This is a genomic window from Shinella kummerowiae (assembly GCF_009827055.1).
Classification (GTDB): Bacteria; Pseudomonadota; Alphaproteobacteria; order Rhizobiales; family Rhizobiaceae; genus Shinella; species Shinella kummerowiae.
Map to the genome: position 1 here is coordinate 128,183 of NZ_WUMK01000006.1, position 24,876 is coordinate 153,058.

Sequence of the window (24,876 nt, forward strand, 5' to 3'; positions counted from 1 at the left end):
CTTCAGGAAAGGCCGGGGTTCGCCCCGGCCTTTTCGTTTTCAGGCTCGGCTTTTTCGGCTTGTGGCGTGCTGAAGAGGGCAACAGCTGCCGCCACGCCGACGAGTTGCAGAACCGCTCCGATCCATTCGGCCGCCTGCGGCCACCGCGCTTCGAACAGAAAGCCGTAGGCAAGGCCGAATACGGTTTCCGCCACGATGAGCTGCGCGGCGAGTGCAAGCGGCAATCGGCCGGATGCGACCACCCAGCAGAACGTCGCGATCCATGAGCCCGCGACACCCATGACCAGCGCCCAGCCTAGAAAATTGGCCATTTCAGCCCCGGCGACAGCCTGTGCCGAAAAGGAGGTCAGCGGCAGGAGCGCCATGCTGCCGATCGCCGCCCCGATGCCCTGCACCCCCGTCCAGTGCACGCCGTCCGGCGCATCCGGCGCGTGCATCACCGCAGCATTGGCAAGACCGTAGACGATCCAGATCGCAAGCCCGGCCGTTGCAGCCAGGACGCCGAGCAGCAAGGATCCCCGCCCTTCCGGACCGGCTGCCTCGATGACCGAGAGGTTGACGATCGCCACGCCGGCGGTGATCAGCACGAGCGGCGGGGCGAGCGTGCGCCACGGGACGGACCGGTCCCGCCAGTTGGCGATCAACGCCAGCAGCACCGGCATGGTACCGATGACGAGCGGCGGAACAGCGGCGCCCGCCAGCCTGACCGCGAAGGCAACCGCGACAAAATATCCGACATAACCGGCGCCACCGAGAAGCAGCCCGATCAGCCAAAGGCGGACGCTAAGACCGCGGGGGCGAAAGCGCGGATGCAGCATGAGCAGCACGGACACCAGACCGAATATCCCGTATCGCGCGACGGTCAGGTCCCAAGTGGAAAACGGATCGACGATGCGCGGGGCAATGAATGTCAGCCCCCACAACGCGCATGTTGCAAGGCCGGCTAGAATACCAATCAGCATGGGTCCCTCCTGGAATGCACGATCATGAGGGGTGAGATGGCTGATTTCCATGGATAAGCAGAGGTGGAACGGCTATATTGCCACCATGTCTGGCCCCAAACGCCCCCATCACCTTCAAAATGAAAACTCGACAATCGACGCCGTCGATTCCCGCATATTGGCGGTGCTCGATGCGGATTCGCGTCTGTCGATGAGTGAACTCGCGCGTCTCGTCGGCATGTCTGCGCCAGCCGTATCGGAGCGTGTGCGGCGGCTGGAAGCTGGCGGCGTCATCCGCGCCTTCACGCTCGACGTGGATGCGCGCGCCCTCGGTTATCAGATACGGGCTTTGGTGCGCATCCGGCCGTTACCGGGCAAGTTGCATGTGGTGGAGCGGCTGATCCAGGACACCCCGCAATTCATCGAATGCGACAAGATCACCGGGGACGACCCCTTTCTCGCCCGCCTCGTCGTGCATTCGATCGAGGAAATGGACGATGTCCTCGAGGCGCTTTCCGACCATGCCGTCACCAGCACCGCCGTCATCAAGGGAACATCGGTCGCAAGGCGCCTGCCGCCCCTCTAGGAAGAGGCGTCCTTAACACCGGCGCCCTCTTTCTTTTCAGCAGCGGGGCTTGCCGTCGCGCCGGCATTTTGCTGAAACAGAGCAACCTTTCCAGAGGGATGTCAGAAACCGGGAGCCTCATCGTGGCCAACAAGACGATCGATCATGCCATCACCGCCAAGACGCTGAAGAGCGCCGCCTCGGACCCCACCCATGCGGGCATTCTGTCCTTCATGCGCCGGCGCTACACGAAGATCTTGAAGGATGTCGACGCGGTCGTCTGGGGCATTCCCTTCGATGCCGCGACCTCAAACCGCCCCGGCACGCGATTCGGACCGCAGGCGATCCGTCGTGCCTCGGCGATCATGGACAACGACCCGCAGTACCCCTTCGAGCGCGACCTTTTCGAAGACATGGCCGTGATCGATTACGGCGATTGCCTGCTCGACTACGGCAATCACCAGAAGACGCCGGCGACGATCGAGCGCGAGGCGAAGAAGATCCTGAAATCCGGCGCCTATATGCTGACGCTCGGCGGCGACCATTTCATCACGCTGCCGCTGTTGCGCGCGCATGCGGAAAAATACGGCCCCCTCTCGCTCGTCCAGTTCGATGCCCACCAGGACACCTGGGCGGACGAAAAAGGCCGCATCGACCACGGCTCCTTCGTCGGCACCGCCGTGCGCGAGGGCCTGATCGATGCCGAGACGTCGATCCAGATCGGCATCCGCACCCACGCGCCGGAAGATTGCGGCATCCGCATCCTCTATGGCTACGACGTCGAAGAGATGAGCGCCGCCGACATTGCCGACGCGATCGTCCACCATGTCGGCGACAGGGCGACCTATCTCACCTTCGATATCGACTGCCTCGACCCTGCCTTTGCACCCGGCACCGGCACGCCGGTCTCCGGCGGCCCCTCGAGCGCCCGCATCCTTTCGGTCCTGCGCAAGCTCGGCGCGCTCAACATCGTCGGCTCCGACGTCGTCGAGGTGGCCCCCGCTTACGACCACGCCGACATCACCGCCATCGCCGCCTCCAACATCGCCATGTACATGCTGGGCCTTCACGCCGAGACACTGGCGGAGCGGCGCTGACGACGCGGCATTGAATGCGACGGTTCAAGCGTCTATATCGGGCCGCGAAATCTCTTTTTCGCACGTCCAGACGCAAAACCGTCGCACAGTTTTGCTGGAATGCTTGAAGCTCTGACAGGATTGGATTGCAGATGAAACCGAAGATCTTCATCGATGGCGAACACGGCACAACGGGTCTGCAGATCCGCACGCGCATGGCCGGCCGCAGCGATGTCGAGCTGCTCTCCATCCCGGAAGCCGAGCGTCGCAACGCGACGATGCGCGAAGACATGCTCAACAGCGCCGACGTCGCCATCCTCTGCCTGCCGGACGATGCGGCGAAGGAAGCCGTGGCCATGGTTTCCGGCAACAATTCCGTTCGCATCATCGACACCTCGACGGCGCACCGCGTCGACCCGAACTGGGCCTATGGCTTCGCCGAGATGGATCGCGACCAGCCGAAGAAGATCGCGGATGCGCGTTGCGTCGCCAATCCGGGCTGCTACCCGACCGGCGCGATCGGTCTCCTGCGCCCGCTGCGGCTTGCCGGGATCCTGCCGGAAGACTATCCAGTCACGGTGAACGCCGTTTCCGGCTATACCGGCGGCGGCAAGCAGATGATCGCGCAGATGGAAGATGCCGGGCATCCGGAACACATCGCCTCGCCGCATTTCCTCTACGGCCTGCCGCTCAAGCATAAGCATGTGCCGGAAATGCAGGTGCATGGCATGCTGTCGCGCGCGCCGCTCTTCTCACCCTCCGTCGGCAAGTTCGCCCAGGGCATGATCGTGCAGGTCCCGCTCTATCTGGCGGACCTCAACGACCACGCCTCGCTCGGCTCCATCCATGAGGCGCTCGCCGACCATTATGCCGGCCAGGACATCGTCGAGGTGGTGGACCTGAAGGAAAGCGCTGCCCTTCCCCGCGTCAACGCCGTGGAACTCGCCGATACCGATCGCATGAAGCTCTACGTCTTCGGCACCGCGGGTGCGCCGCACGTCAACCTCGTCGCCCTGCTCGACAATCTCGGCAAGGGTGCGTCGGGTGCGGCCGTGCAGAACATGGACCTGATGCTGAAGGGATGACGAACGGATTCCCGGCCTTCCCCGCCGCGTGGCGCATCGAAAGTGCCGGCCTTATCGCCGACACCCCTGCCGGCATAGTCTATGACGCGACGCTCGCCGACGGCGCGCGCGCGATCGTCAAACATCTGAAACCGAAGGTCCTGGAAGACAGCTTACGCGGTGCAGACTTCCTGGATTGGCGCGATGGTACCGGCTGCGTCAGGCTCCTTGCCCGCACCGACGACATGCTATTGATGGAACATGCCGGCACGACGACGCTGCGGGACCATATGCTTTCGCACGGCGACACGGACGCGACGCGCATCGCCGCCGAAGTGCTGCTGGACTATCATCGCCCTTCCGACACCCCGCCGCCGGCAAGCCTGCTGTCGCTGCCGCGCTATTTCGCCAGCCTGTTCGACAAGGCCGAGCGGGATCGCCGCGCGGGCGTCGACGGTCCGTATTCTGAGGCGGCGGCCATCGCCGATGCGCTGATCGCCGACCAGCGGGACATCAAGCCCCTGCACGGCGACCTGCACCACGAGAACATCGTGTCCGGCCCGCGCGGCTGGCTCATCATCGACCCGGCGGGACTGATCGGCGACCCAGCGCTCGACGTCGCCAACATGTTCTCCAACCCACTCGACCGTTTCGACCTCACCCGTAACGAGGAGAGGATCGCATCGATGGCGGATATCTTCGCCGAAACGCTCGGCCGTGATGTTCGCACCATACTGCGCTACGGCTTCGCCTATGGCTGCCTGTCAGCCGCCTGGCATGACGAAGACGCAAACGAAGGAGATCGCGACGACGAACTTGCCGTTGCCGCTGCGGTCCGCAACGTCCTCATGCAGGCCTGATCGCGATCAGTCGTCCGCCATGTCGCGCGGATATTCTCCATAAAACCCGCGCCAATGCGCCATGGCAAAACCGAGCACGATCAGCGCTCCGCCCTGGTGGGCGAGCGCCCAGCCGAGCGGCACCTGCCAGATCAGCGTCAGGATGCCGATCGTCGCCTGAAGACAGACGAGACCGAAGAGCACGAGGGCGCGGCGGGCATGGGGCGTTTCGGGGGCAGCGCGCAGCGATGAGATCATGTGGATGACGACCAGCGCGAAGAGCACGTAGGCGCCGATGCGGTGAACGAACTGCACGGTCTTCGGGTTTTCGAAGAGATTGATCCACCAGGGCTGCTGCACGAAGAGCCCGCCCGGCACCACGGCGCCGTCCATGAGCGGCCAGGTGTTGTAGGTGAGACCTGCGTCGAGGCCGGCGACGAGCGCGCCGAGATAGATCTGGAAGATCGCCATGCAGGCGATGATGCCGGCCATGCGCTGCGACGTCGCCGTCGGAGCCGCATCGTCACTGTGCGGCGAGAGCGCGCGCATCAGCCACACCGTCCAGGCAAAGATCAGACAGGCGATGGTGAGGTGGGTGGCAAGCCGGTACTGGCTGACGGAAACCCGATCCGCGAGACCGGAAGAGACCATCCACCAGCCGATGAAGCCCTGGAAACCGCCGAGCGCCAGAAGGCCGACCAGCGGCCAGCGCAATCTCTTCTCGATGCGGCCGGTCAGCCAGAAGAAGGCGAGCGGCACGGCGAAGACGAAGCCGATGGAGCGCGCGATCAGCCGGTGTGCCCATTCCCACCAGAAGATCGTCTTGAACTCCTCGACGGTCATGTCCTTGTTGATCTGCTCGTATTGCGGAATGCGCTTGTAGAGGTCGAACTCCTCCTGCCATTCCGCGGCGCTGAGCGGGGGGATGGCGCCATGGATCGGCTTCCATTCGGTGATGGAAAGGCCGGATTCGGTGAGCCGCGTCGCGCCGCCGACGAGCACCAGCACGAACAGCGTGAACAGCACGAAGCCCAGCCACCGGCGCACCTGCCGGCGATTGCGGTCGGTCATGTCCGTTTCGTTGTGGCTGCGATATGCGGTCGCGGTGGTGGCGCTCATGATGGCTGCTCCTGTTCTTGGCGTTGATTTGCCTGACCAGCCCGTGCAAAACAAGGCCCGAAGCTTTGCGGCATGCCGTCGCGCCCTTGCTCGCATGATCGAATTGAAAGACCGCCAATGCCCCCTCGCCTGCGAAAACTGATCGGCACCGTGCTGATCATCATCCTCGTCCTCCTCTACGCGCTGGTCGCAACCACCGTCGCCGTCGCCACGCTGGGACAATCGCCCTGGTACATCCACCTTCTCTATTTCACGGTCACCGGCGTGCTGTGGATTCTGCCGGCTATGTTCATCATCAAGTGGATGGAAAAGCCCGGCAAGCCGCGCGACGAATAAGCGCCGTTACAGCGGGGCAAGATGCGCCGCGAGGCCGGATGGATACAGCTCCACCCCTTCCGGCAAGGCCTGCGGCATGAACCAGCGCGCCGTCCAGACCGAGCGGTCGTGTTCGACAAGCGTGATTTCCGAGCGCCGGTAGAGGCTTTCGTCGAGCAGGCGGATGTTGGCTGCGAAGATGAATTCGTGACCCCGCGCGCCCTCGTGCCAGAACAGGTTTTCGAAGGTCCTCCAGGATCCCTCGATTGCGATGCCGCAGCCGAATTCCTCCTGGAATTCCCGCGCCAGCGCCTCTTCCCGCGTCTCACCGAATTCGATGGTGCCGCCGGGCGGGCGAATCCCCTTCACGGTGCCGTCGTCGCGCGTCACTTCCGCCGCCAGCAGGCGGTCCTGGTGCCAGGCAAGGCCTAATACCTTCGCGTGGATTTTCTGCGGTGGCCGCCATGTCTGCATGTCTGTCTCCCATCCCCTCGGCTTTTGTCGGATTTCGTTATGAAATCGCTAACCGATCCGGTTGATTTCCCCGGAGCGGTCCGGCGGGACCGGTGGATTTAAACTCTTTTCGCAAGCCTAGTCCCTATGATGTTCTTGCGGCGATGCGGCCGCTGGCCAGAGGCATAAGGGTCGAGCCATGGGAGCGATGCAACTCAATTTCCAGATCATGCCGTCCGAGCGCGAGCTTGCGGCACGGTATCTGGGATCGATTGAGGGCGACGAACGGGCTCCCAACGTCGTGCCGCTGTCCATCCGCCTGCATGACCGCATGGAACCGCTGGAGGCCCGCTGGCGGGCCCTTGAATCCGAAAACAATCTCTCGCTTCACCAGAGCTACGACTGGTGCCGTGCCTGGGCGGACACCCATGCCTGCAAGCTGCTGATCGTCGAGGGTGTTTCCGGCGGAAAGACGCATCTCATCCTGCCACTGGAAATCGTGCGCCATGGGCCCGTGCGCACCGCGCGTTTCCTCGCAACGCCCTTCAGCAATATCAATACGGGCCTCTATAGCGAAGAATTCCGTTTTCTGGCGGCTCCGCCGCGGCTGCGTCAGGCCTTCGAGCATGCGCGCACCCAGTTTGCCCGTTATTTCGACCTCTTCCTCCTGGAAAAGGTGCCGCTCGACTGGCGCGGCGAGACGAACTCCTTTGCCGACCTGCCATCGGTCTTGAACCAGAATGCCGCCTTCCAGCTCGAACTGTTCGACAGTTTCGAGCGCACGCTGGCGCAGGTGAACGCCAAGCGCCGCCGCAAGAAATTCCGCAACTCCGAACGCCGCCTCGAGGCGCATGGCGGTTACGAGCACGTCGTCGCCCACACGCCCGAAGAGGGGCACCGCCTGCTGGAAACCTTCTTCCAGCAGAAGGCGGCCCGTTTCGATGCGATGGGCCTGCCGGATGTCTTTCGCGACGAGGAAACGCGCAACTTCTTCCGCAAGCTGATCGCGGTCGAGAGCGGCCCGGAAACCTATCCGCTCCAGCTTCACGCGGTGCGCCTCAAAGGCACGCATGAGGGGCATGTCGTGGCGATCGCCGGCCTCTCGCGCAAGGGCGATCACGTGATCTGCCAGTTCGGCTCGATCGACGAGAGCATCGCCGCCGATGCCAGCCCCGGCGAATTCCTGTTCTATCTGGCGATCCGCAAGCTGTGCGGCGAAGGCGTCCGCCTCTTCGATTTCGGCATCGGCGACCAAGCGTACAAGCGCTCCTGGTGCACGATCGAGACGCCGCAGCACGACCTGCTCTGGCCGACGACGGTGGCCGGCAGCATTGTTGCCGCCCTGCACCGGGCAAAGTCCGGGGCAAAACGCCTCATCAAGCAGAACCCGCAGGCCTACGCCTTCCTGCAGCGTATCCGTTCCTGCAAGACGGAGTTCGTCCGCACCGCCGAGGACGCGGACTGAACCGTCAGGCCGCGCGGCGGCGGGGACGGCGGGGCGGTTCGGCTCCCTCGCCCGTCATCAGCACGATCTCGCTGTAGCCGGCTTCGCCAAAGGCGCTGATCAGGTCGACGATCTCGTCTTCATCTGCACCCGGAATGGAGAGGATGATGTCGGTCTCCTCCCCCCGTGTCAGGCGACGCACGCCTTCTACTTCGGCCGGGCCGCACTCGACAATCACCGTGTCATAGGCGTCGGCAAGCGAATCGATCACCATGGCCAGCCGGTCGATGCCGCGCATCGCACGTTTGATGTTGGCATTGCCGCGCGGAATGACATGCGCGCTGGAGAGCCGATCGCCATGGATGATGTCACCGAAGGCGGCATCGCCGACGAGAAGGTCCGTGATACCAGGCACATGGGTCGATTGCGCCATCAGACGTGTCGGGCAGGCCGAACCGGTCAGGTCGATCAGAAGCGTCTTGCGATGGTCTTCGGCAATCCGGCGGGCCAGCATGACCGTCGCCGTCGAGCCGCGGTCGCCGGACGGCGAGACGGAAATCGCAACGGAAACATTGTTCTCGATCATGTGCCGGGCAACCGCCGCGACCGAAAAATCGCCTTCGTCTTCGAAGGCGGGCATATCAATCAGGGAAGGACGCATGCTCTGCTCCTCTTCTTCCGCATCGTCGTCCTCTTCCGGACCGATGTCCGACAGGAGGGATTTTGCCGGGGCGTGGATGTCTTTGATGGCGCCGAGGTCCTGCTGTGCCAGCGGCGCCCGCTTGACGACGGGTTCGACGACGAGGGGCTCGGCTTCATCTTCGTCGATCTCCTCCTCCTCGCGCCGACGCGCGCCAACGGCCGGCGCACCGACCGGCTTCAGGGCGCGGCCGCTGAACAGTTCGGCAAGCAGGACCGCGATGGCACTGAGGGAAAAGCCCACGACACCGCCGACAATGGTGATCGGCACGACCTTCGGGAAGGCGGCTTCCGTCGGGATCGCGGCAGCGGAGATGATGCGGGCATCGGCCGGCGTCGAGCCGCTGTCGGTGCGCGACGTCGCCTCGCGGTAGCGGGCGAGGTAGGTTTCGAGGAGCTGGCGTTGCGCCGTTGCCTCGCGCTCCAGCGCCTTGAGGCCGACTTCGTCCTCGCCGGCGCGCGCGCTGTCCGCCTTCAGCGTGTTGAGCTGCTGGACAAGCTGGGCTTCGCGCAGCCGCGCCGTGTTGGCCTCGTTTTCAAGGCTGGCCAGGATTTTCTGGGTTTCCGCCTTTATCTGCGTGCGAATACCGGTGAGCTGCGAACGCAGCCCCTTGAGGCGCGGATGTCCATCGAGCAGCGACGTCGAAAGATCGGAAATCTGGCCCTGGATCTGCGCTTCGCTTTCCTTGAGCCGCTGGATCATCTGCGAGCCGACGACATCGGCCAGCGTGTCCGGTGCGCCGCCGCTCTTCAGCACGGCGCGCACGCTTTCGGCCCGCGCCTCCGCATTGGCACGCTCGCCGCGCACGCGGGCGACTTCGGTCGAGATGTCCGTCAATTGCCGCACGGCAAACGTGCTGTTCTCCCCTGTCGGCAGAAGATCGGATTGCGAGCGGTACTCGGCGACCTTCTGTTCGGCTTCGCGCACCTTTTCGCGCAGGTTGGCGATTTCCGGCTCCAGCCAGCGTGTCGCCTCGGAATTGGTGTCCAGCTTGGCGCCGCTCTGCAGCGACAGGAAGACCTTCGCCATCTCGTTCGGGATCGCCGCCGCAAGGCGCGGATCCTTCGAGCTGAACTCGATCGCCACCACGCGCGAGCGTTCCACCTGATAGACGGTCAGCTTTTCGGAAAACTCCTTCAGCACGCGGTCTTCCGGCGCGAGATCGAGCGGGTTGCTCTTGAGGCCGAAGAGCACGAGCAGGTCGGAGACAGCCGATGGCTGCGCGGTCGGATCGAATTCCTCCAGCTCGGACAGCTTCAGGTTCCGAGCGACCTGCTTGATGAGATCGGCGGATTTCAGGATCTGTACCTGGCTGGCAATGCCAAGTTCGTCGAAGGGCGGTTGTTCCCGGGCCTGCGTGCGGTCCGTACCGGTCGTGAAGGCGGGTTCGCGCGTTTCGATGAGGAGCCGTGCTTCGCTCTTGAATTTGGGCGCAATCAGGCTCGCACCGGCGAAGGCCAGCCCCGCACAGGCCACGGTCGCCAAGAGCACGCGCATGCGGTTACGCCAGATCGCGCCGAAAAGACCGCCAAGGTCGATATCGACATCCTGCTGGCTTCCCTGAACGCCTGACATATCCCTACTCCAAACACGACGATTTGCCCGCACCGTAAACAAACATGGTAACCTAAGCGTTAACTACCATTGATTGCACGCAGATCGATTAACGCGCGTCGCACGAAAAAATCTGCGATTCCGCGCCTACCCGCCCGTATCCTTTACCAGCCATTAACCCTAACGGATCGATAACGAAGGCCAGACTTCTGATTTCCGGGATTGGGAAAGCGAATGGCGTTCGCAACGATCAACAAGGGCATGCTGCTCGCGCTGGCACTCATCGTGCCGGCCGTTTCGAGCTGCAGCGGTTACCGCCCTGCCCCCAAGGCCTTCCACGAGGCAACCATCCAGCCCTATCGCCTCGACAGCGGCGACCGCTTGCGCGTCACCGTGTTCGAGCAGACGGGCCTTAGCAACACCTATACGATCGATCAGGCCGGCTACGTCGCCTTCCCGCTTATCGGTGCGGTGCCGGCGCGCGGCCAGACGATCCAGGAGCTGGAAAGCATCATCGCGGCGAAACTCCGCCAGGGCTATCTGCGCGATCCCGACGTCTCCATCGAGGTCGACCGCTACCGCTCCATCTACATGATGGGCGAAGTCGGCCAGGCCGGGCAGTACAGCTATGTCGCGGGCATGACGATCCAGAACGCCATCGCGGTTGCCGGCGGCTTCTCGCCACGCGCCAACCAGCGCGATGTCGATGTCACGCGCAAAATTAACGGAAAGATCATCACGGGCCGTGTATCGATTTCCGATCCGGTCCTGGCCGGCGATACGATTTATGTCCGCGAACGGCTGTTCTGAGAAACATGACGGACGATCGTCCACTGCGCATCATTCATTGTTTCCGGTCGCCGATTGGCGGGATCTTCCGCCATGTGCGCGATCTGGCCGAGTTTCATGCGAAGGCCGGCCATGACGTGGGCATCGTCTGCGACAGCCTCACCGGAGGCTCGTTCGAGGATTCGCTGTTCGATGAAATCCGCCCCTATCTGTCGCTCGGCCTCGTTCGCGTGCCGATCAGCCGCGCCGTCAGTCCGCGCGATATCGGCGCTTTCTGGAAATCCTATCGTGAAATAAAAAGTTTGCAGCCGGATGTCCTGCACGGGCACGGCGCCAAGGGTGGCGCCATTGCCCGTCTCATCGGCTCAGCCCTGCGGGTGAACAGGTATTGCGTAGCCCGCCTCTATTCGCCGCACGGCGGCAGCCTGCACTATGATCGAAAGACCACGACCGGTTTCTCGATCCTCGCCGCGGAACGCATGCTCGAAAGGTTGGGCGATGCGCTCGTCTTCGTCTGCGATTTCGAGCGTGATGCCTATCTTACCCGCGTGGGCAAGCCACGCATTCGCGCCGAACGCATCTATAACGGCATCCACGACCGGGACTTCGAGACCGTCTATTCCCGGGAGGACGCGGTCGACTTCCTCTATATCGGCATGCTGCGCGACCTGAAGGGGCCGGACGTCTTCGTCGACGCCTTCGCCCGCACCGAGCGCCTCGTCGGCCGCCCGCTCTCCGCTCTGATGATCGGTGACGGGCCGGACAAGGAAAAATACCAGAAGATGATGCTGCGCTGGGGGCTTGGCCGCCGGATCGGCCTGCTGCCCGCCATGAAGGCGCATGATGCCTTCGCACTGACCCGCAACGTCGTGGTGCCGTCGCGCGCCGAGGCGATGCCCTATATCGTTCTGGAGGCGCTTGCCGCCCGCAAGCCCGTTATCGCCAGCCGCGTCGGCGGCATTCCGGAAGTGCTTGGACCAAACAGCATCGCCCTTGCCGAGCCCGGCGATGCGGACGCGCTTGCCAGGGTCATGGTCAACGCCGTCAGCGATCCCGGATGGTTCGCCAAGGTGATGCCGGAGTCCACCGCCTTCAAGCAGACGTTTTCCGCTTCGGTTATGTCGACGTCCCTGCTGCGCCTCTATCGCGATATTCTCGCCACGCAGAGTGGCGGAAATCGGCACGCTTCCTGATCCGACAACTTCCGCTGCGTAAACGTTTCTTAGGGGCTTCGTGCTATCTCCGGTGCAAAGCCTCTGCAGGTGCGTGCCATGAACCATGTCGACAAGCCCGACTCCTTCGACCCCGAAGCTCTGAGACGAAAAGTCTCCGAAATCCGCACGATCACGCCCAGCGCGCCATCGGAGGACTACGACGGCGGCAAAACGGTCGATCTCAACCCGCTCGCCCAGAAAATCGCGCAGCAGTTTCGTGCCGACACCTATTCGCCGAGCATGATCATCGGTTTGCTGCGCCTCTTCGAATTCCTGACGCTGCTGGCGATCGGCTACGGCATCCACCTCCTCTATGTCAGCACCCCCGGCATGGGCGTGACCATTTTCTACCTTTCCGTGCTCGTTGGCGGCGCGGCCATCGGCGTCCTGCTGCTCCAGCTCGCCGATGCGTATCAGGTGCCGGCCCTGCGCTCGCCCTGGCGCATGACGCCAAGGATCCTCGCAGCCTGGGCGATCGCCTTCGGCGCCATGGCAATCGTCGTGTTCTTCTTCAAATCCGGCGAGGAATATTCCCGCGTCTGGTTCGCGTCGTGGTTTGCCACCGGCGCGGTCTACCTCGTCATCGAGCGGCAGGTGATCGCCTATTCGATCCGCCGCTGGGCCCGCAACGGCACGATGGAGCGGCGCGCCGTCATCGTCGGCGGCGGCGAGCCCGCCAAGGAACTCATCCGCACGCTCGAACAGCAGCCGGAAAACGATATCCGCATCTGCGGCATCTTCGATGATCGTGACGAACGCCGTTCCCCCTCCATCGTCGCCGGCTATCCGAAGCTCGGCACCGTCGCCGAACTCGTCGAGTTCGCCCGGCTTGCCCGCATCGACATGCTCATCATCTCGCTGCCGCTTTCGGCGGAGGCGCGCATCCTGGCGCTGCTCAAGAAACTCTGGGTGCTGCCGGTCGATATTCGCCTTGCCGCGCACGCCAAGGGCCTGCGCTTCCGGCCGCGCAGCTATTCGCAGGTCGGCAGCCTGCCGATGCTCGATATCTTCGACAAGCCGATCGCCGACTGGGACAATGTCGCCAAGCGCATCTTCGATGTCTTCTTCAGCGTGGTCGCACTCCTGCTGCTCTGGCCGGTGCTGATCGGCGCGGCACTTGCGGTGAAGTTCACCTCGCCCGGCCCGATCATCTTCAAGCAGAAGCGCCACGGCTTCAACAACGAGATCATCGAGGTCTACAAGTTCCGCTCGATGTTCACCAACATGTCCGACCCGACCGCCAAGGCCGCGGTGACGAAGGGCGATCCGCGCGTGACCCCCGTCGGCCGCTTCCTGCGCAAATCCTCGATTGACGAACTGCCGCAGCTCTTCAACGTGCTGAAGGGCGAGCTTTCCCTCGTCGGTCCCCGCCCGCACGCCATCCAGGCCCAGTCGCACGACCGCAAATATGTCGACGTCGTCGAGGGCTATTTCGCCCGCCATCGCGTCAAGCCCGGCGTCACTGGCTGGGCGCAGATCAACGGCTGGCGCGGCGAGATCGACCATGACGACAAGATCCGCTTCCGCACCGAATTCGACCTGTACTACATCGAGAACTGGTCACTCTGGCTGGATCTGAAAATCCTGTTCCTGACGCCCTTCCGCCTGCTCAATACGGAAAACGCGTATTGAGCGACACGGCGCTCCCCTATGCCCCGCCGTTCCGGCCGCATCTTGCGGCCGTCGGCATTATCGGCTCGTTGCTGGTGGCCGCCGGCGTCTTCCTGTCGGGCTTCGTCATCAGCGAACCGGCACCTTACGAAGTCTTCATGGCCGGCCTCATCGGCCTCTGGGCGATCATCGGCCTGCGCATCTCGCGGGGCATTGCGCCGCTTTTGGTGCTCATCGTGCTTTTCAATGTCGGCGGCATGCTGTCGCTCACCGTGCTGGACGATTTCTCCGTCGGGCCGATGTACATTGCCGTCTCGCTGTTCCTCGCCTTGTCCAGCGTGTTCTTCGCCGCCATCATCGAGGCCAAGCCGGCGCGGCTCGAGCTCATTTTCCGCGCCTGGGTGGCGAGCGCGCTCATCACCTCTCTTCTCGGCATTCTCGGTTATTTCCACGCCTTTCCCGGTGCGGAAGCCTTCACGCTCTACGACCGTGCCAAGGGCGCCTTCCAGGATCCGAACGTCTTCGGCCCGTTTCTCGTCGCCCCCTCGCTCTACCTGATGCACGGGCTGCTTGCCGGCCGTATTCTCGGCGCGCCGCTGAAGGTCATCGGCGTGCTCATCCTCGCACTCGGCCTGTTCCTGTCCTTCTCGCGCGCCGCCTGGGCACTCTACCTGTTTTCGGTGGTGGCCCTCGTCTTCGTCATGCTGCTCAAGGAGCGCACCGGCGCGTTCCGGCTGAAGATCCTCGTGCTCAGCCTGTCGGCTGCCGCCATCCTGATCCTCGCGCTGATCGTCGCGCTGCAATTCGACAAGGTGGCCGACCTGTTCTCCAGCCGAACACAGTTGGTGCAGGAGTATGACGGCGGGCATCTCGGCCGCTTCGAGCGTCACCGCATCGGCTTCCTGATGGCCATGGAAAAACCCTTCGGCATCGGCCCCATGGTGTTCAGCACGATCTTCCCGGAAGACGAACACAATATCTGGCTGAAATCGCTGACGAGCTACGGCTGGCTCGGCTTTGCCTGCTATCTCACCCTCATCATCTGGACGCTGCTCGCCGGTTTCAAGGCGCTGCTGCGCGACCGGCCCTGGCAGCCCTTCCTGATGATCTCCCTCATCACCCTTGTCGGCCATACCGCGATCGGCTTCGTCATCGACACGGATCACTGGCGCCACTTCTATCTCTTGCTGGGCATCGTCTGGGGCTGCATCGCACTCGAACGGCGCCACAACCGGCAGACCGCATCGGGCCGCACCCCATCATGACCCCCTCCCCGGACAAGACCCCACGGCATATGCGTCTGCTTCAGGTGCTGGAACCGAGCGGTGGCGGCTCGGGCCGGCATTTCATCGATCTGTGCCGGGGCATGAAGGCGCGCGGCCACGACGTGCATGCCGTCTATTCGCCGGTGCGCGCGGAAAGCCGTTTCGTCGAAGAGCTGTCCTCTCTCGATCTGAAGGGTGTGCACGTAGTCGCCATGGCCCGTTCCCCCGGCCCCTCGGACCTGCCCGCCTGGCGGGCGCTGCGCGCGGTCATCCGCAAGGAGGGCCCCTTCGATGTCATTCACGGGCATAGCTCCAAGGCGGGCGCCCTTTCGCGCCTGCGCCTTCCCGGCCACCATGTGCCCCGCGTGTACACCCCACACGCCTTCCGCACGATGGATCCCGGTCTCGGCACATTCGGCCAGAAGATCTATGGCGCGATCGAAAAGCTGCTCGCCCGCGGCTTCACCGAACGGCTGATCTGCGTTTCCGCCGATGAATATGCGCATGCGCGCGCCCTCGGCATGCCGCGTAACAAACTGTCGATCGTCGTCAATGGCGTCGAAACACCGCCGGCGGATTCGCGCGCAACGGTGCGCGAAGCACTCGCCATTCCCCCGGATGCCCTGCTGTACGGTTTTGTCGGCCGGCTCTGTCACCAGAAGGCGCCGGAACGCTTGCTTGCGGCCTTCCAGCGCGTCGCGGAACGCCTCCCCAACGCCCATCTCGTAATGATCGGCACCGGCGAGATGCAGGACGCCGTCAACCGCCAGATCGAGGCCGGCGGCCATGCAGGCCGCATCCATCTCACCACTCACTTCACCGGCCCGCAGGCCATGGCGGCGATCGACGTGCTTGTCATGCCAAGCCGTTACGAGGCGATGTCCTATGTCATGCTGGAAGCTGCGGCGGCGGGAAAACCGATGGTGCTCACCGATGTCGGCGGCGCCTCCATGGTGCTGAAGGATGGCGTCAACGGCGTGCTTGTCGAAAACGACGACGATCCGAAGCGCCTCGCCGACGCCATGATCCGCCTGAGCGACCCCTCGCGCCTCGCCCGTCACACCGCCGCCGCCTGTGCCCGCAGTGGTGACTACAGCCTGGAACGCATGATCGGCGAGACGGAAGCGATCTATCGCGCCCTGGTCGCCTGACGCCAAAGGTCGCCCCTCCTCCCGGAGAGACGGCCTTGAAGAATAACAGCCGTTTTAGCGCCTGATCGCTCGTGCCAGGGCAATCAGGATGCAGGCACCGATAAAGCCCGCGACGAGATAACCGAGCCAGCCGCCGAGCGAAACACCGATCAGCCCGAGCAGAAGATTGGCCACGGCCGCGCCGACAATGCCGAGAACAATATTCATCAGCACGCCCATATTGCTCTTCATGAACATTTCGGCGAGCCAGCCGGCAATACCGCCGACAATGATGGCTGCGATCCAGCCGATACCTGCGTCTTCCATGCGCGTCTCCTCAAGCTCCTGACAGACCGGCAAAGGCCGGCGGCAGGTAAACGTGAAAACACGCGCAAAGTTCCAATTGAACTTGCGAATATACTTTGGAACAGGGAGGAGAATTGGTCGGAATGGCGGGATTCGAACCCACGACCCCTTGACCCCCAGTCAAGTGCGCTACCGGGCTGCGCTACATTCCGGACCGCCGAAACCCCTATAGTCTCAAGGTTTTCGATGCAAGCCCAAAAATCGAGGGAAGGATCAAAAGTGGAGAATTGTCAGTCGGCGGAACCTTTACGCACAGGAACTCACACGGAAAATACCACGGACAGTTCCAATGGATTTCGCTCTGAGCCTGCGTTCGGCGCAGGCGCGAACGAGCGTATCACCTTGCATCGTCACGAATAGCGACGTCGCCTTGCGCCAATGACGAGCGTTCAACCTGTCGCGGGCAACCCTCCTCGCAATCAGGGTTCGTATGTCCGTCGCGTGTCACTTTCTTTTCACATCCGTACCGGAATCGCCGAATCAGACCTTCCCGCGCATTAGACGAAAGTCGTAGGATTGCCCGGCTCGTTTGTCATTTGCGAGCACTCCCCCGCGTCACGGAGAGCCAAGCGTGACGCCTGTTTGCCCCGCCATCGTGCGGGGCTTTTTCTTCTTTTGCGACGGCTAGGTGCGTTGACTCTTCGCAAAAACAGAACATAATAAGAACAAATACGGCCGAATTTCCTTGTTCCTCGAGCTCAAAGACGACTGTGTCCCCACAGGAGAATGCTGACGTGCGACCGCTTCCCGAGTATGAAGCGCCGGCAGAGCCGGTCGAAAATGAGGGGGATGCCGTACGCGCCGCCCTTGCCTGGCATGACGGAGATGCACAGGCGACGATCGCGACGCTGCTTGCCGATTGCGCCCACCTTCGGCGCCAGCTCGATCTGACCCGGGCGGCGATGGGCCATGGCTTCGTGCGGGGCTGGGAGCCAACGCCGCTGCGCGACTGATGGAGGACCGTGCGCGAAGAGAGGGCTTCCGTTCGGCAAGGAGGCAAAAGCCGACGCGCTTTCCATATTCGCAGATGGCACCGGACGCGGGCTAGTGGGCGATGACTGCAGGGGAGTTCCCAGCCGGCGGCCTATAGCCACCCCGCCGACAGGCTCAACGCACCTGGTCGAGCAGGCGCTTGCACTCCAGAAGGTCGTAGAGCGCCTCCTGGAGCAGTGCGCGATCTTCCTTGCCGACGCTGGTCTTGCCGATCGAGATTTCCGGCGGATCGTCCGTGCCGCCAACGAAGGAGAAGAAGCGGCGGCTGGCCGGGGCCTTGGCGCGGCCGACGATCTGGTCTTCGTCGCTGCCCGCCTTGGGCGGCGCCGGATCCTCATGATTTGCCGCGGCCAGCGCCTCGACGGTGGCGAGGTCGCCGCTGGCGATCGCCGCCACGAACTTGTTGCCGTTGACCTTCAGCAGCTTCTGCACGCCCTTGATCGTATAGCCATGGTCATAGAGCAGGTGGCGGATGCCCTTCAGGAGATCCACGTCTTCCGGGCGGTAATAGCGACGCCCGCCGCCACGCTTCATCGGCTTGATCTGGACGAAGCGCGTCTCCCAGAAGCGCAGCACATGCTGCGGCAGGTCGAGATCGTCGGCGACTTCGCTGATGGTACGGAAAGCGTCCGGACTCTTGTCCATTCTATCCTCGATGAAAGTTCAAGGCGGCAGCATACGATAACCGCCACCGATTCGTATTCATTTCAGCGAGTTGTCGGACGATATTCAAGTTTCAAATTGCTGATGGAGCAGCAATGGCGCAAAAATCGCTCAGGAAGCGGGCGAAGCCGGCTTCTGTTTCGCCTTCCGCGAGAGGTGTGACTTCAGCACCCGCTGCTTCAGCACGTTCGATGCCTTGAAGGTCATCACGCGGCGCGGCGAGATCGGCACTTCCTCGCCGGTCTTCGGATTGCGGCCGATGCGTTCGTTCTTGTCGCGCACCTGGAAGGTGGCGAAGGAGGAAAGCTTGACGCTCTCGCCCCGGACGATGGCGTTGCAGATCTCGTCAATGACGGTTTCAACAAGCTCTGCGGATTCGGTCCTGGAAAGGCCGACCTTCCGGAAAACCGATTCGGCCAAATCTGCGCGTGTCACCGTCTTGCCGCTCATCGTCCCTCACCAATTTCTTATTGAAAGCGCATGGTTAAGTGGTGGGAGACTATTGCCCTTCCCCCGCGCGGTCAAGCGGCCCTGAGAGCCAACCCAGACCGTTCCGCCCCCCATCCCGCCGTAATTATCCCACAAGCGCGCAAGACGGCGGCGGGGCCAGGCCGCCCTCTCGTCAGGAGCGTTCAGACGCGGGAGATTCTACCAGCGCAGAAGGACCGCGCCCCAGGTGAAGCCGCCACCCATGGCTTCCAGCAGAACGATATCGCCTTCCTTGATTCGCCCGTCACGCGCCGCAGTGGCCAGCGCAAGCGGGATGGAGGCGGCGGAGGTGTTGCCATGCAGATCGACGGTGACGACGACCTTTTCGAGCGGAATGCCAAGCTTCTTGGCCGAACCGTCGATAATGCGCTTGTTGGCCTGATGCGGCACCAGCCAATCGATGTCCTCGGCGGTGAAGCCGGTCGCATCGAAGGCGGAGACGACCACATCGGTGATCATGCCGACGGCGTGTTTGAAGACCTCTCGGCCCTCCATGCGCAGATGGCCGACCGTGCCCGTCGTGGATGGACCGCCATCGACATAGAGTTTTTCGCGATGCGCGCCGTCCGAACGAAGCTGCGTCGTCAGCACGCCACGGTCCGCAACGGTGCCCTTGCCCTCCTGGGCTTCCAGCACGATGGCGCCCGCGCCGTCGCCGAACAGCACGCAGGTCGTGCGGTCCGTCCAGTCGAGGATGCGCGAGAAGGTCTCGGCACCGATGACGAGCACACGCTTGGCAAGGCCACCGCGAATATAGGCATCCGCCGTCGTCACGGCATAAACGAAGCCGGAGCAGACGGCCTGCACGTCGAAGGCAAAGCCGTGGTGCATGCCGAGACGGTTCTGGATGTTAACGGCGGTCGCCGGGAACGTGTTGTCCGGTGTCGAGGTCGCAACGATGATCAGGTCGATGTCTGCGGCCGTCAGGCCGGCCTTGTCGAGCGCGTCGCGTGCCGCCGCCTCACCGAGCGAGGCGGTCGTTTCGCCCTCGCCGGCAATGTAGCGCTGGCGAATGCCGGTCCGTTGCACGATCCATTCGTCGGACGTGTCGACCATGCTTTCCAGTTCGGCATTGGTGAGTACCCGCTTCGGAAGCGCCGTTCCGAAACCGCGGACCACTGATCGGATCATTCTATACCTCGTCCGTCATGCCCTGAGCGGCGCCCTCGACGGGGCGGCCGGCATGATACTTCTGCAAATCGTTTTCGATCTTTTCCTTGAGGCCGTTGCGGACCATGTCGTAACCGACATCCACCGCCGCCGCGAACCCTTCGGCATCCGTGCCGCCATGGCTCTTGATGACGATGCCGTTGAGGCCGAGGAAGACGCCGCCGTTCACCTTGCGCGGATCCATCTTCTCGCGCACGCGGTCGAACGCGCTCTTGGCCAGGATATAGCCCAGCTTGGCAAGCCAGGTGCGTGTCATGGCCGCCCGCAGATATTCCGCGATCTGCCGCGCCGTGCCTTCGGCCGCCTTGAGCGCAATATTGCCGGCAAAACCTTCCGTGACCACCACGTCCACCGTGCCGCGACCGATATCGTCGCCTTCGACAAAGCCATAATAGTCAATCGTGTCGAAATTGGCCTCGCGGATGAGCTGGCCGGCGGCCTTGACCTCTTCCTGGCCCTTGATTTCCTCTACACCGACATTCAGCAGGCCGAGCGTCGGCTTGTCGATCTCGAACAGCGCGCGCGCCATCGCGCCGCCCATCAGCGCGAAGTCGAAGAGCTGATTGGCGTCGGCGCCGATCGTCGCGCCGATGTCGAGCACGATGCTCTCCCCTTTCAGGGTCGGCCAGATGCCGGCGATCGCCGGGCGTTCGATATTGGCCATCATGCGCAGGCAGAATTTCGACATCGCCATCAGCGCGCCGGTATTGCCGGCGGAAACGGCCACGTCGGCGCTGTTCTTCGCCACCGCGTCGATCGCCTGCCACATGGAGGACTTGCCGCGGCCGCGGCGCAGCGCCTGGCTTGGCTTTTCGTCCATGGCGACGGCGACGTCGCAATGATGGAAGGTGCTTGCAGCCTTCAGCTTCGGGTGCTGCGCCAGAAGCGGTTCGCATTCGGCAGCATTGCCGAAAAGCAGAAAGCGGATGTCGGGATGGCGCTCGAGAGCCTTGGCTGCGCCAGAGATCGCGACTTTCGGACCGAAATCGCCTCCCATGACATCGATGGAAATTCTGACCACGCGTGTCTTGCCTTAATTCTTGTTTTCCAGCGGCGGAAAAGCCACCGTGGCCGAATTCGGCCAAAATACCGCTTTTCGCGGGGTGCACAACTGAATTATCGGACGCTTACGAACCGGTTCAGTCTTTTTTCCAGTCCTTCAGAACGGCAAAAGGCGACGGTTTTTTGTCGTCCTCGTCCGTGCTTTCGATATGGCCCGAAAAGGCGACATCGGCCCGGCGCGGATAGGGATCGAGCGCGAGCGCCACATGTTCGGCGGCGACCACGCCCGCATCGATCGTATCGCCGGTGAAGATTTCCGGCGCATCGGGACCTTCGGGATCAAGCAGCATTTCGCCGCTCTCCGTCGAAATCGCAGGCCGGGCGAGTTTGGAGCCCTCCGGCACGAAGACGATCTCGACCGCCTCGTCGATATGGGCCGGGACCGGGTCGAGCGTGACGACGCAAGCCTGCACGACATCCGCCGTGACTTGGCCCTTGAGGCGCACACCATCGCGCTTCCAGCGCTGCAACGTAAACGTCGCGGAGAGCGCCTTCACCTCCAGCACCGACCAGAGTTTTGCCAGCCCAGCCCTTTCCTCCGCGTCGGCGCTGATCGTCACCTCGACCGGATTGGCCGAAATGCGCCCCACCTTGACCGCATAGGAGAACGGAATGTCGTCATCGTTTTTCATCGTCCTGCCTTCCCTGCCCTTAGGCAGTGCGTCCGTCGCGACCGGGTTCCGCTATTGTGAGCGCGCCGATCCCGATATTGTCTTCGCCGACGGCAGTCATCGCCGCCTCGGCCGCAAAGAGATAGCCGGCAAGCCCGTCCATGGTGGGGGCAGCCTCGCCCCCTTCCGGATAGATATTGCGTCGAAGTGCTGCCGCCAAGGCTTCGCGATCATTGGAATCGAGCGCCACGGCATAGGATTCGAGCCGGCCGTAGAACATGCCGGCAAATTTCTTCATGCGCTTCGGCACGCCGACGTCACCCACGCCAAGCTCGCGAATCGAATGATCGACATCCTCGAAGAAGGCATCGACGATCTCTTGTGCAATCTCCTGGCCCGACGTGCCGCTTTTGCGGGTGCGCCGGAAGTACAGGATCAAGATCGCCGAGAGCATCTCGAAGCGACCCATCACCGTGTCCGGAACATCAAGCACTTCATAGAGATAGGGATGCCGCGCCGCTTTCGTCAGCGTCGCATACTGCTTTTCGACGATACGCCGGTTGCCGTTTTTTTTGCCGAACAGGCCGAAAATCATCATAAAGCCTAGTTTTGCCCGATTCAAACCATGGTGCCGTCGCAAGTCATGTTGCATGACGGTCGAAGCTGGTTTACCGAAGCAGGCATGAATTGCAATGGCTTCGCGGCCATCACAGTCCTGGGGATGTCGTTGAAGAGAGATGCTCTGAACATGAAACTGTTGCGTAGCGCCGCCATTGCCGTCACCCTCTCCGCGACCGTTCTGACCGCCTGCCAAGGACCGAGCGAGGTTCTGCATCAGGGTTATGTCGTCGACCAGGAAACGCTGGCGCTGGCTCCGGTCGGTTCGTCGCGCGAGCAGGTTCTGCTTTCCCTCGGCTCGCCGTCTGCGACCGCGACCTTCGACAACGAAGTCTTCTATTACGTTTCGCAGACGCGCAAGCGCGCTGCAGCCTTCCTGAAGCCGAAGATTATCGACCAGAGCGTGCTGGCCGTCTATTTCGACAAGGAAGGTGTGGTCGAGCGTCTCGCGCACTACACGCTGAAGGACGGCCGGGTCTTCGACATGATCAGCCGTGTCACGCCGACCGGTGGCCGGGAACTCACCTTCCTCGGGCAGCTGCTGCGCGGCGGTGGCGCCAACCCCGCATCGGCGCTGCAGAACGTTTTTGGCAACACACCACAGTAGGCCGCATCAATATTGCTGCATAAAAAACCGCGGGGATCGCTCCCCGCGGTTTCTTTTTGGCCAGCCTTCCGATCAGGCAAGGATGGCGAGCAACAAGAGTGCCACGATGTTGGTGATCTTGATGGCCGGGTTCACCGCCGGGCCTGCCGTGTCCTTGTAGGGATCGCCGACGGTATCGCCGGTGACGGATGCCTTGTGGGCGTCCGATCCCTTCATGTGACGCTGGCCGTCCTTGTCGACGAAGCCGTCTTCAAAGCTCTTCTTGGCATTGTCCCACGCACCGCCGCCGGAAGTCATGGAAATCGCCACGAAGAGGCCGTTGACGATGACGCCGAGCAGCGATGCGCCGAGCGCCGCGAAGGCCGAGGCCTTCGAACCGGAAATCAGCAGCACGCCGAAATAGACGACGAGCGGTGCCAGGACCGGCAGCAGCGACGGAACGATCATTTCGCGGATCGCCGCCTTGGTGAGGAGGTCAACCGCACGGCCGTAATCCGGCCGCTCCGTGCCCGCCATGATACCGGGCTTGTCGCGGAACTGCCTGCGCACCTCTTCCACGATGGCCCCTGCCGCGCGGCCGACGGCCGTCATGGCGATGCCGCCGAACAGATACGGGATGAGGCCGCCGAAGATGAGACCGGCGACGACATAGGGATTGGACAGGTCGAAGGAGACCGGCCCCATATCCGCGAAATAGGGATATTTGTCCCCGTTTGCCGCGAAGTAGGCGAGGTCGTTCGAATAGGCAGCAAACAGCACCAGCGCGCCGAGGCCGGCCGAACCGATCGCATAGCCCTTGGTGACCGCCTTGGTCGTGTTGCCGACGGCATCGAGCGCGTCGGTCGATTTGCGCACTTCCGGCGGCAGGTGCGACATTTCGGCGATGCCGCCGGCATTGTCGGTAACCGGACCGAAGGCGTCGAGCGCGACGATCATGCCGGCAATGCCGAGCATGCCGGTGACGGCGATGCCGGTGCCGAACAGGCCGGCAAGCTGGTAGGTCGCGATGATGCCACCGACGATGACGATGGCCGGCAGCGCGGTCGATTCCAGCGAAACGGCAAGGCCCTGGATGACGTTGGTGCCGTGGCCGGTGACGGAGGCTTGGGCGATCGAGTTCACCGGGCGCTTGTTGGTGCCGGTGTAATACTCGGTGATCACCACGATGAGCGCGGTGACGACGAGGCCGAGCAGGCCGCAGATGAACAGGTTCGTGCCCGTGATCTCCTTGCCTGCCACGGTGCCGACGACACCCCAGCCGATGGTGAGCGACGTCGCGGCCCCGAGGCCGACGATCGACAATGCGCCCGTGACAATGAGGCCGCGGTAGAGGGCGCCCATGATCGAGGCGTTCGAGCCGAGCTTCACGAAGAAGGTACCGATGATCGAGGTGATGATGCAGGCACCGCAGATGGCCAGCGGATAGATCATCGCGCTTGCAAGAACCGGCGTGCCGGCAAAGAAGATCGCCGCAAGGACCATGGTGGCGACGACGGTCACCGCATAGGTCTCGAACAGGTCGGCGGCCATGCCGGCGCAGTCGCCGACATTGTCGCCGACATTGTCGGCGATGGTTGCGGGGTTGCGCGGGTCGTCTTCCGGAATGCCGGCTTCGACCTTGCCGACGAGGTCCCCGCCGACATCCGCACCCTTGGTAAAGATACCGCCGCCGAGACGGGCGAAGATGGAAATCAGTGAAGCGCCGAAGCCGAGCGCGACGAGCGAATCAATGACCTCACGCGCGGCCGGATCCAGACCGAGAACGCCGGTGAGATACCAGTAGTAAATCGAAACACCCAACAGAGCGAGACCGGCCACCAGCATGCCGGTGATCGCGCCCGACTTGAAGGCGATGTCGAGGCCGGAGGACAGGCTGACGGACGAGGCCTGCGCGGTGCGCACATTGGCGCGGACGGAGACGTGCATGCCGATGAAGCCGGCGGCACCCGAAAGCACGGCGCCGATCAGGAAACCGACGGCAGCCGTTGCGGAAAGCAGAAGCCAGGTGCCGATGAAGACGACGCCCCCGACAATGGCAATGGTCTTGTATTGCCGGGTGAGATAGGCCTGCGCCCCTTCCCGGATATAACCTGCAATTTCCTGCATGCGGGCATTCCCCTGATCGGCGGCAAGCACCGACCTCGTCGCCCAGATGGCATAAACCACCGAGAGCAACCCGCATGCGATAACGCCAAGCAATATGGTCATTTCGCTCTGT

25 protein-coding genes and 1 tRNA gene are annotated in these 24,876 nt (G+C 63.0%); 13 read left to right on the forward strand and 13 right to left on the reverse strand.

The window, feature by feature from the left end; translation table 11 throughout:
* Positions 1–2: 2 nt before the first annotated feature.
* Positions 3–962, reverse strand: coding sequence for a DMT family transporter (locus GR138_RS16715; RefSeq protein ID WP_160860393.1), 960 nt, complete (start codon positions 960–962; stop codon positions 3–5).
* A gap of 85 nt (positions 963–1,047) precedes the next feature.
* On the opposite strand from GR138_RS16715, the gene GR138_RS16720 reads away from it, so the two are divergent.
* From GR138_RS16720 to GR138_RS16735, 4 genes are all read left to right on the forward strand, one after another.
* On the forward strand, positions 1,048–1,527 hold the full coding sequence (locus GR138_RS16720; RefSeq protein WP_160860705.1) for an Lrp/AsnC family transcriptional regulator: 480 nt from the start codon (positions 1,048–1,050) through the stop codon (positions 1,525–1,527).
* 122 nt (positions 1,528–1,649) lie between these two features.
* Complete coding sequence (gene speB / locus GR138_RS16725; protein ID WP_160860394.1) at positions 1,650–2,603, forward strand: agmatinase; 954 nt, start codon at positions 1,650–1,652, stop codon at positions 2,601–2,603.
* 131 nt (positions 2,604–2,734) lie between these two features.
* Entirely contained in the window at positions 2,735–3,667 is a 933-nt protein-coding gene (gene argC, locus GR138_RS16730) for an N-acetyl-gamma-glutamyl-phosphate reductase (RefSeq protein WP_160860395.1), read from the forward strand.
* Entirely contained in the window at positions 3,664–4,506 is an 843-nt protein-coding gene (locus GR138_RS16735; protein WP_160860396.1) for an aminoglycoside phosphotransferase family protein, read from the forward strand. Before argC ends, GR138_RS16735 begins: the two co-directional genes overlap by 4 nt.
* Positions 4,507–4,512: 6 nt before the next feature.
* Here the strand turns inward: GR138_RS16735 and GR138_RS16740 are convergent, their stop codons facing one another.
* Complete coding sequence (locus GR138_RS16740) at positions 4,513–5,604, reverse strand: COX15/CtaA family protein (RefSeq protein WP_160860397.1); 1,092 nt, start codon at positions 5,602–5,604, stop codon at positions 4,513–4,515.
* A 117-nt stretch (positions 5,605–5,721) separates the two neighbouring features.
* Here GR138_RS16740 and GR138_RS16745 point away from each other — a divergent pair, with 117 nt between their 5' ends.
* Complete coding sequence (locus tag GR138_RS16745) at positions 5,722–5,940, forward strand: DUF2842 domain-containing protein (protein ID WP_160860398.1); 219 nt, start codon at positions 5,722–5,724, stop codon at positions 5,938–5,940.
* A gap of 6 nt (positions 5,941–5,946) precedes the next feature.
* On the opposite strand, the gene GR138_RS16750 is transcribed toward GR138_RS16745, so the two are convergent.
* Positions 5,947–6,393, reverse strand: coding sequence for an NUDIX hydrolase (locus GR138_RS16750; RefSeq protein ID WP_160860399.1), 447 nt, complete (start codon positions 6,391–6,393; stop codon positions 5,947–5,949).
* A gap of 178 nt (positions 6,394–6,571) precedes the next feature.
* Between GR138_RS16750 and GR138_RS16755 the strand changes: the two genes are divergently transcribed.
* The gene (locus GR138_RS16755; protein WP_246200538.1) at positions 6,572–7,837 is read left to right on the forward strand and encodes a GNAT family N-acetyltransferase; all 1,266 of its coding nucleotides are present in this window, start codon (positions 6,572–6,574) and stop codon (positions 7,835–7,837) included.
* Between the two features lie 4 nt (positions 7,838–7,841).
* On the opposite strand, the gene GR138_RS16760 is transcribed toward GR138_RS16755, so the two are convergent.
* Positions 7,842–10,091 carry an exopolysaccharide transport family protein gene (locus GR138_RS16760; RefSeq protein WP_160860400.1) on the reverse strand — a complete coding sequence of 750 codons (2,250 nt, stop codon included), beginning with the start codon at positions 10,089–10,091 and terminating at the stop codon, positions 7,842–7,844.
* A gap of 240 nt (positions 10,092–10,331) precedes the next feature.
* On the opposite strand from GR138_RS16760, the gene GR138_RS16765 reads away from it, so the two are divergent.
* From GR138_RS16765 to GR138_RS16785, 5 genes are all read left to right on the forward strand, one after another.
* Positions 10,332–10,880 (forward strand): polysaccharide biosynthesis/export family protein, encoded by a 549-nt coding sequence (locus GR138_RS16765; RefSeq protein ID WP_420853667.1) that lies wholly within the window; start codon positions 10,332–10,334, stop codon positions 10,878–10,880.
* 5 nt (positions 10,881–10,885) lie between these two features.
* Positions 10,886–12,052 (forward strand): glycosyltransferase family 4 protein, encoded by a 1,167-nt coding sequence (locus tag GR138_RS16770; protein WP_160860402.1) that lies wholly within the window; start codon positions 10,886–10,888, stop codon positions 12,050–12,052.
* Positions 12,053–12,130: 78 nt separating this feature from the next.
* Positions 12,131–13,705 (forward strand): undecaprenyl-phosphate glucose phosphotransferase, encoded by a 1,575-nt coding sequence (locus GR138_RS16775; protein ID WP_160860403.1) that lies wholly within the window; start codon positions 12,131–12,133, stop codon positions 13,703–13,705.
* Positions 13,702–14,949, forward strand: coding sequence for an O-antigen ligase family protein (locus GR138_RS16780; protein WP_160860404.1), 1,248 nt, complete (start codon positions 13,702–13,704; stop codon positions 14,947–14,949). The genes GR138_RS16775 and GR138_RS16780 overlap by 4 nt, the downstream gene beginning before the upstream one ends.
* Positions 14,946–16,100: a glycosyltransferase gene (locus GR138_RS16785; protein ID WP_246200540.1), complete on the forward strand. Its 1,155-nt coding sequence runs from the start codon at positions 14,946–14,948 to the stop codon at positions 16,098–16,100. Before GR138_RS16780 ends, GR138_RS16785 begins: the two co-directional genes overlap by 4 nt.
* 54 nt (positions 16,101–16,154) lie before the next feature.
* Here the strand turns inward: GR138_RS16785 and GR138_RS16790 are convergent, their stop codons facing one another.
* Both GR138_RS16790 and GR138_RS16795 read right to left on the reverse strand, forming a co-directional pair.
* Positions 16,155–16,406 (reverse strand): GlsB/YeaQ/YmgE family stress response membrane protein, encoded by a 252-nt coding sequence (locus GR138_RS16790; protein WP_160860405.1) that lies wholly within the window; start codon positions 16,404–16,406, stop codon positions 16,155–16,157.
* A gap of 114 nt (positions 16,407–16,520) precedes the next feature.
* Positions 16,521–16,597 (reverse strand) — tRNA-Pro (locus tag GR138_RS16795).
* Between the two features lie 582 nt (positions 16,598–17,179).
* Here GR138_RS16795 and GR138_RS16800 point away from each other — a divergent pair.
* Positions 17,180–17,398, forward strand: coding sequence for a dehydrogenase (locus tag GR138_RS16800; protein WP_160860406.1), 219 nt, complete (start codon positions 17,180–17,182; stop codon positions 17,396–17,398).
* 154 nt (positions 17,399–17,552) lie between these two features.
* On the opposite strand, the gene GR138_RS16805 is transcribed toward GR138_RS16800, so the two are convergent.
* The 6 genes from GR138_RS16805 to GR138_RS16830 all read right to left on the reverse strand — a co-directional run bounded on the left by GR138_RS16805 (position 17,553) and on the right by GR138_RS16830 (position 22,028).
* Positions 17,553–18,083: a MerR family transcriptional regulator gene (locus tag GR138_RS16805; RefSeq protein WP_160860407.1), complete on the reverse strand. Its 531-nt coding sequence runs from the start codon at positions 18,081–18,083 to the stop codon at positions 17,553–17,555.
* Positions 18,084–18,212: 129 nt separating this feature from the next.
* Positions 18,213–18,551 carry an integration host factor subunit alpha gene (locus GR138_RS16810; protein ID WP_023513396.1) on the reverse strand — a complete coding sequence of 113 codons (339 nt, stop codon included), beginning with the start codon at positions 18,549–18,551 and terminating at the stop codon, positions 18,213–18,215.
* A 198-nt stretch (positions 18,552–18,749) separates the two neighbouring features.
* The gene (locus tag GR138_RS16815; protein ID WP_160860408.1) at positions 18,750–19,721 is read right to left on the reverse strand and encodes a beta-ketoacyl-ACP synthase III; all 972 of its coding nucleotides are present in this window, start codon (positions 19,719–19,721) and stop codon (positions 18,750–18,752) included.
* A gap of 1 nt (position 19,722) precedes the next feature.
* On the reverse strand, positions 19,723–20,781 hold the full coding sequence (gene plsX, locus GR138_RS16820; protein WP_160860409.1) for a phosphate acyltransferase PlsX: 1,059 nt from the start codon (positions 20,779–20,781) through the stop codon (positions 19,723–19,725).
* A gap of 118 nt (positions 20,782–20,899) precedes the next feature.
* On the reverse strand, positions 20,900–21,454 hold the full coding sequence (locus tag GR138_RS16825; protein ID WP_160860410.1) for a YceD family protein: 555 nt from the start codon (positions 21,452–21,454) through the stop codon (positions 20,900–20,902).
* 19 nt (positions 21,455–21,473) lie between these two features.
* Positions 21,474–22,028 (reverse strand): ubiquinol-cytochrome C chaperone family protein, encoded by a 555-nt coding sequence (locus GR138_RS16830; RefSeq protein ID WP_160860708.1) that lies wholly within the window; start codon positions 22,026–22,028, stop codon positions 21,474–21,476.
* Between the two features lie 126 nt (positions 22,029–22,154).
* Here GR138_RS16830 and GR138_RS16835 point away from each other — a divergent pair, with 126 nt between their 5' ends.
* The gene (locus tag GR138_RS16835) at positions 22,155–22,658 is read left to right on the forward strand and encodes an outer membrane protein assembly factor BamE (RefSeq protein WP_160860411.1); all 504 of its coding nucleotides are present in this window, start codon (positions 22,155–22,157) and stop codon (positions 22,656–22,658) included.
* A gap of 72 nt (positions 22,659–22,730) precedes the next feature.
* Here GR138_RS16835 and GR138_RS16840 read toward each other — a convergent pair whose 3' ends face one another.
* On the reverse strand, positions 22,731–24,866 hold the full coding sequence (locus GR138_RS16840) for a sodium-translocating pyrophosphatase (RefSeq protein ID WP_160860412.1): 2,136 nt from the start codon (positions 24,864–24,866) through the stop codon (positions 22,731–22,733).
* Positions 24,867–24,876 lie beyond the last annotated feature (10 nt).

What these genes read in the sequence shown, in the direction of transcription:
- GR138_RS16825 (WP_160860410.1), bottom strand. Translation starts at nt 21,454, where the DNA reads ATGAAAAACGATGACGACATTCCGTTCTCCTATGCGGTCAAGGTGGGG.
- GR138_RS16770 (WP_160860402.1), top strand. Translation starts at nt 10,886, where the DNA reads ATGACGGACGATCGTCCACTGCGCATCATTCATTGTTTCCGGTCGCCG.
- argC (WP_160860395.1), top strand. Translation starts at nt 2,735, where the DNA reads ATGAAACCGAAGATCTTCATCGATGGCGAACACGGCACAACGGGTCTG.
- GR138_RS16785 (WP_246200540.1), top strand. Translation starts at nt 14,946, where the DNA reads ATGACCCCCTCCCCGGACAAGACCCCACGGCATATGCGTCTGCTTCAG.
- GR138_RS16775 (WP_160860403.1), top strand. Translation starts at nt 12,131, where the DNA reads ATGAACCATGTCGACAAGCCCGACTCCTTCGACCCCGAAGCTCTGAGA.
- GR138_RS16735 (WP_160860396.1), top strand. Translation starts at nt 3,664, where the DNA reads ATGACGAACGGATTCCCGGCCTTCCCCGCCGCGTGGCGCATCGAAAGT.
- GR138_RS16720 (WP_160860705.1), top strand. Translation starts at nt 1,048, where the DNA reads ATGTCTGGCCCCAAACGCCCCCATCACCTTCAAAATGAAAACTCGACA.
- GR138_RS16810 (WP_023513396.1), bottom strand. Translation starts at nt 18,551, where the DNA reads ATGAGCGGCAAGACGGTGACACGCGCAGATTTGGCCGAATCGGTTTTC.
- GR138_RS16715 (WP_160860393.1), bottom strand. Translation starts at nt 962, where the DNA reads ATGCTGATTGGTATTCTAGCCGGCCTTGCAACATGCGCGTTGTGGGGG.
- GR138_RS16760 (WP_160860400.1), bottom strand. Translation starts at nt 10,091, where the DNA reads ATGTCAGGCGTTCAGGGAAGCCAGCAGGATGTCGATATCGACCTTGGC.
- GR138_RS16840 (WP_160860412.1), bottom strand. Translation starts at nt 24,866, where the DNA reads ATGACCATATTGCTTGGCGTTATCGCATGCGGGTTGCTCTCGGTGGTT.
- GR138_RS16740 (WP_160860397.1), bottom strand. Translation starts at nt 5,604, where the DNA reads ATGAGCGCCACCACCGCGACCGCATATCGCAGCCACAACGAAACGGAC.
- GR138_RS16745 (WP_160860398.1), top strand. Translation starts at nt 5,722, where the DNA reads ATGCCCCCTCGCCTGCGAAAACTGATCGGCACCGTGCTGATCATCATC.
- GR138_RS16815 (WP_160860408.1), bottom strand. Translation starts at nt 19,721, where the DNA reads ATGATCCGATCAGTGGTCCGCGGTTTCGGAACGGCGCTTCCGAAGCGG.
- GR138_RS16765 (WP_420853667.1), top strand. Translation starts at nt 10,332, where the DNA reads ATGCTGCTCGCGCTGGCACTCATCGTGCCGGCCGTTTCGAGCTGCAGC.
- GR138_RS16830 (WP_160860708.1), bottom strand. Translation starts at nt 22,028, where the DNA reads ATGATTTTCGGCCTGTTCGGCAAAAAAAACGGCAACCGGCGTATCGTC.
- GR138_RS16835 (WP_160860411.1), top strand. Translation starts at nt 22,155, where the DNA reads ATGTCGTTGAAGAGAGATGCTCTGAACATGAAACTGTTGCGTAGCGCC.
- GR138_RS16805 (WP_160860407.1), bottom strand. Translation starts at nt 18,083, where the DNA reads ATGGACAAGAGTCCGGACGCTTTCCGTACCATCAGCGAAGTCGCCGAC.
- GR138_RS16755 (WP_246200538.1), top strand. Translation starts at nt 6,572, where the DNA reads ATGGGAGCGATGCAACTCAATTTCCAGATCATGCCGTCCGAGCGCGAG.
- GR138_RS16750 (WP_160860399.1), bottom strand. Translation starts at nt 6,393, where the DNA reads ATGCAGACATGGCGGCCACCGCAGAAAATCCACGCGAAGGTATTAGGC.
- GR138_RS16790 (WP_160860405.1), bottom strand. Translation starts at nt 16,406, where the DNA reads ATGGAAGACGCAGGTATCGGCTGGATCGCAGCCATCATTGTCGGCGGT.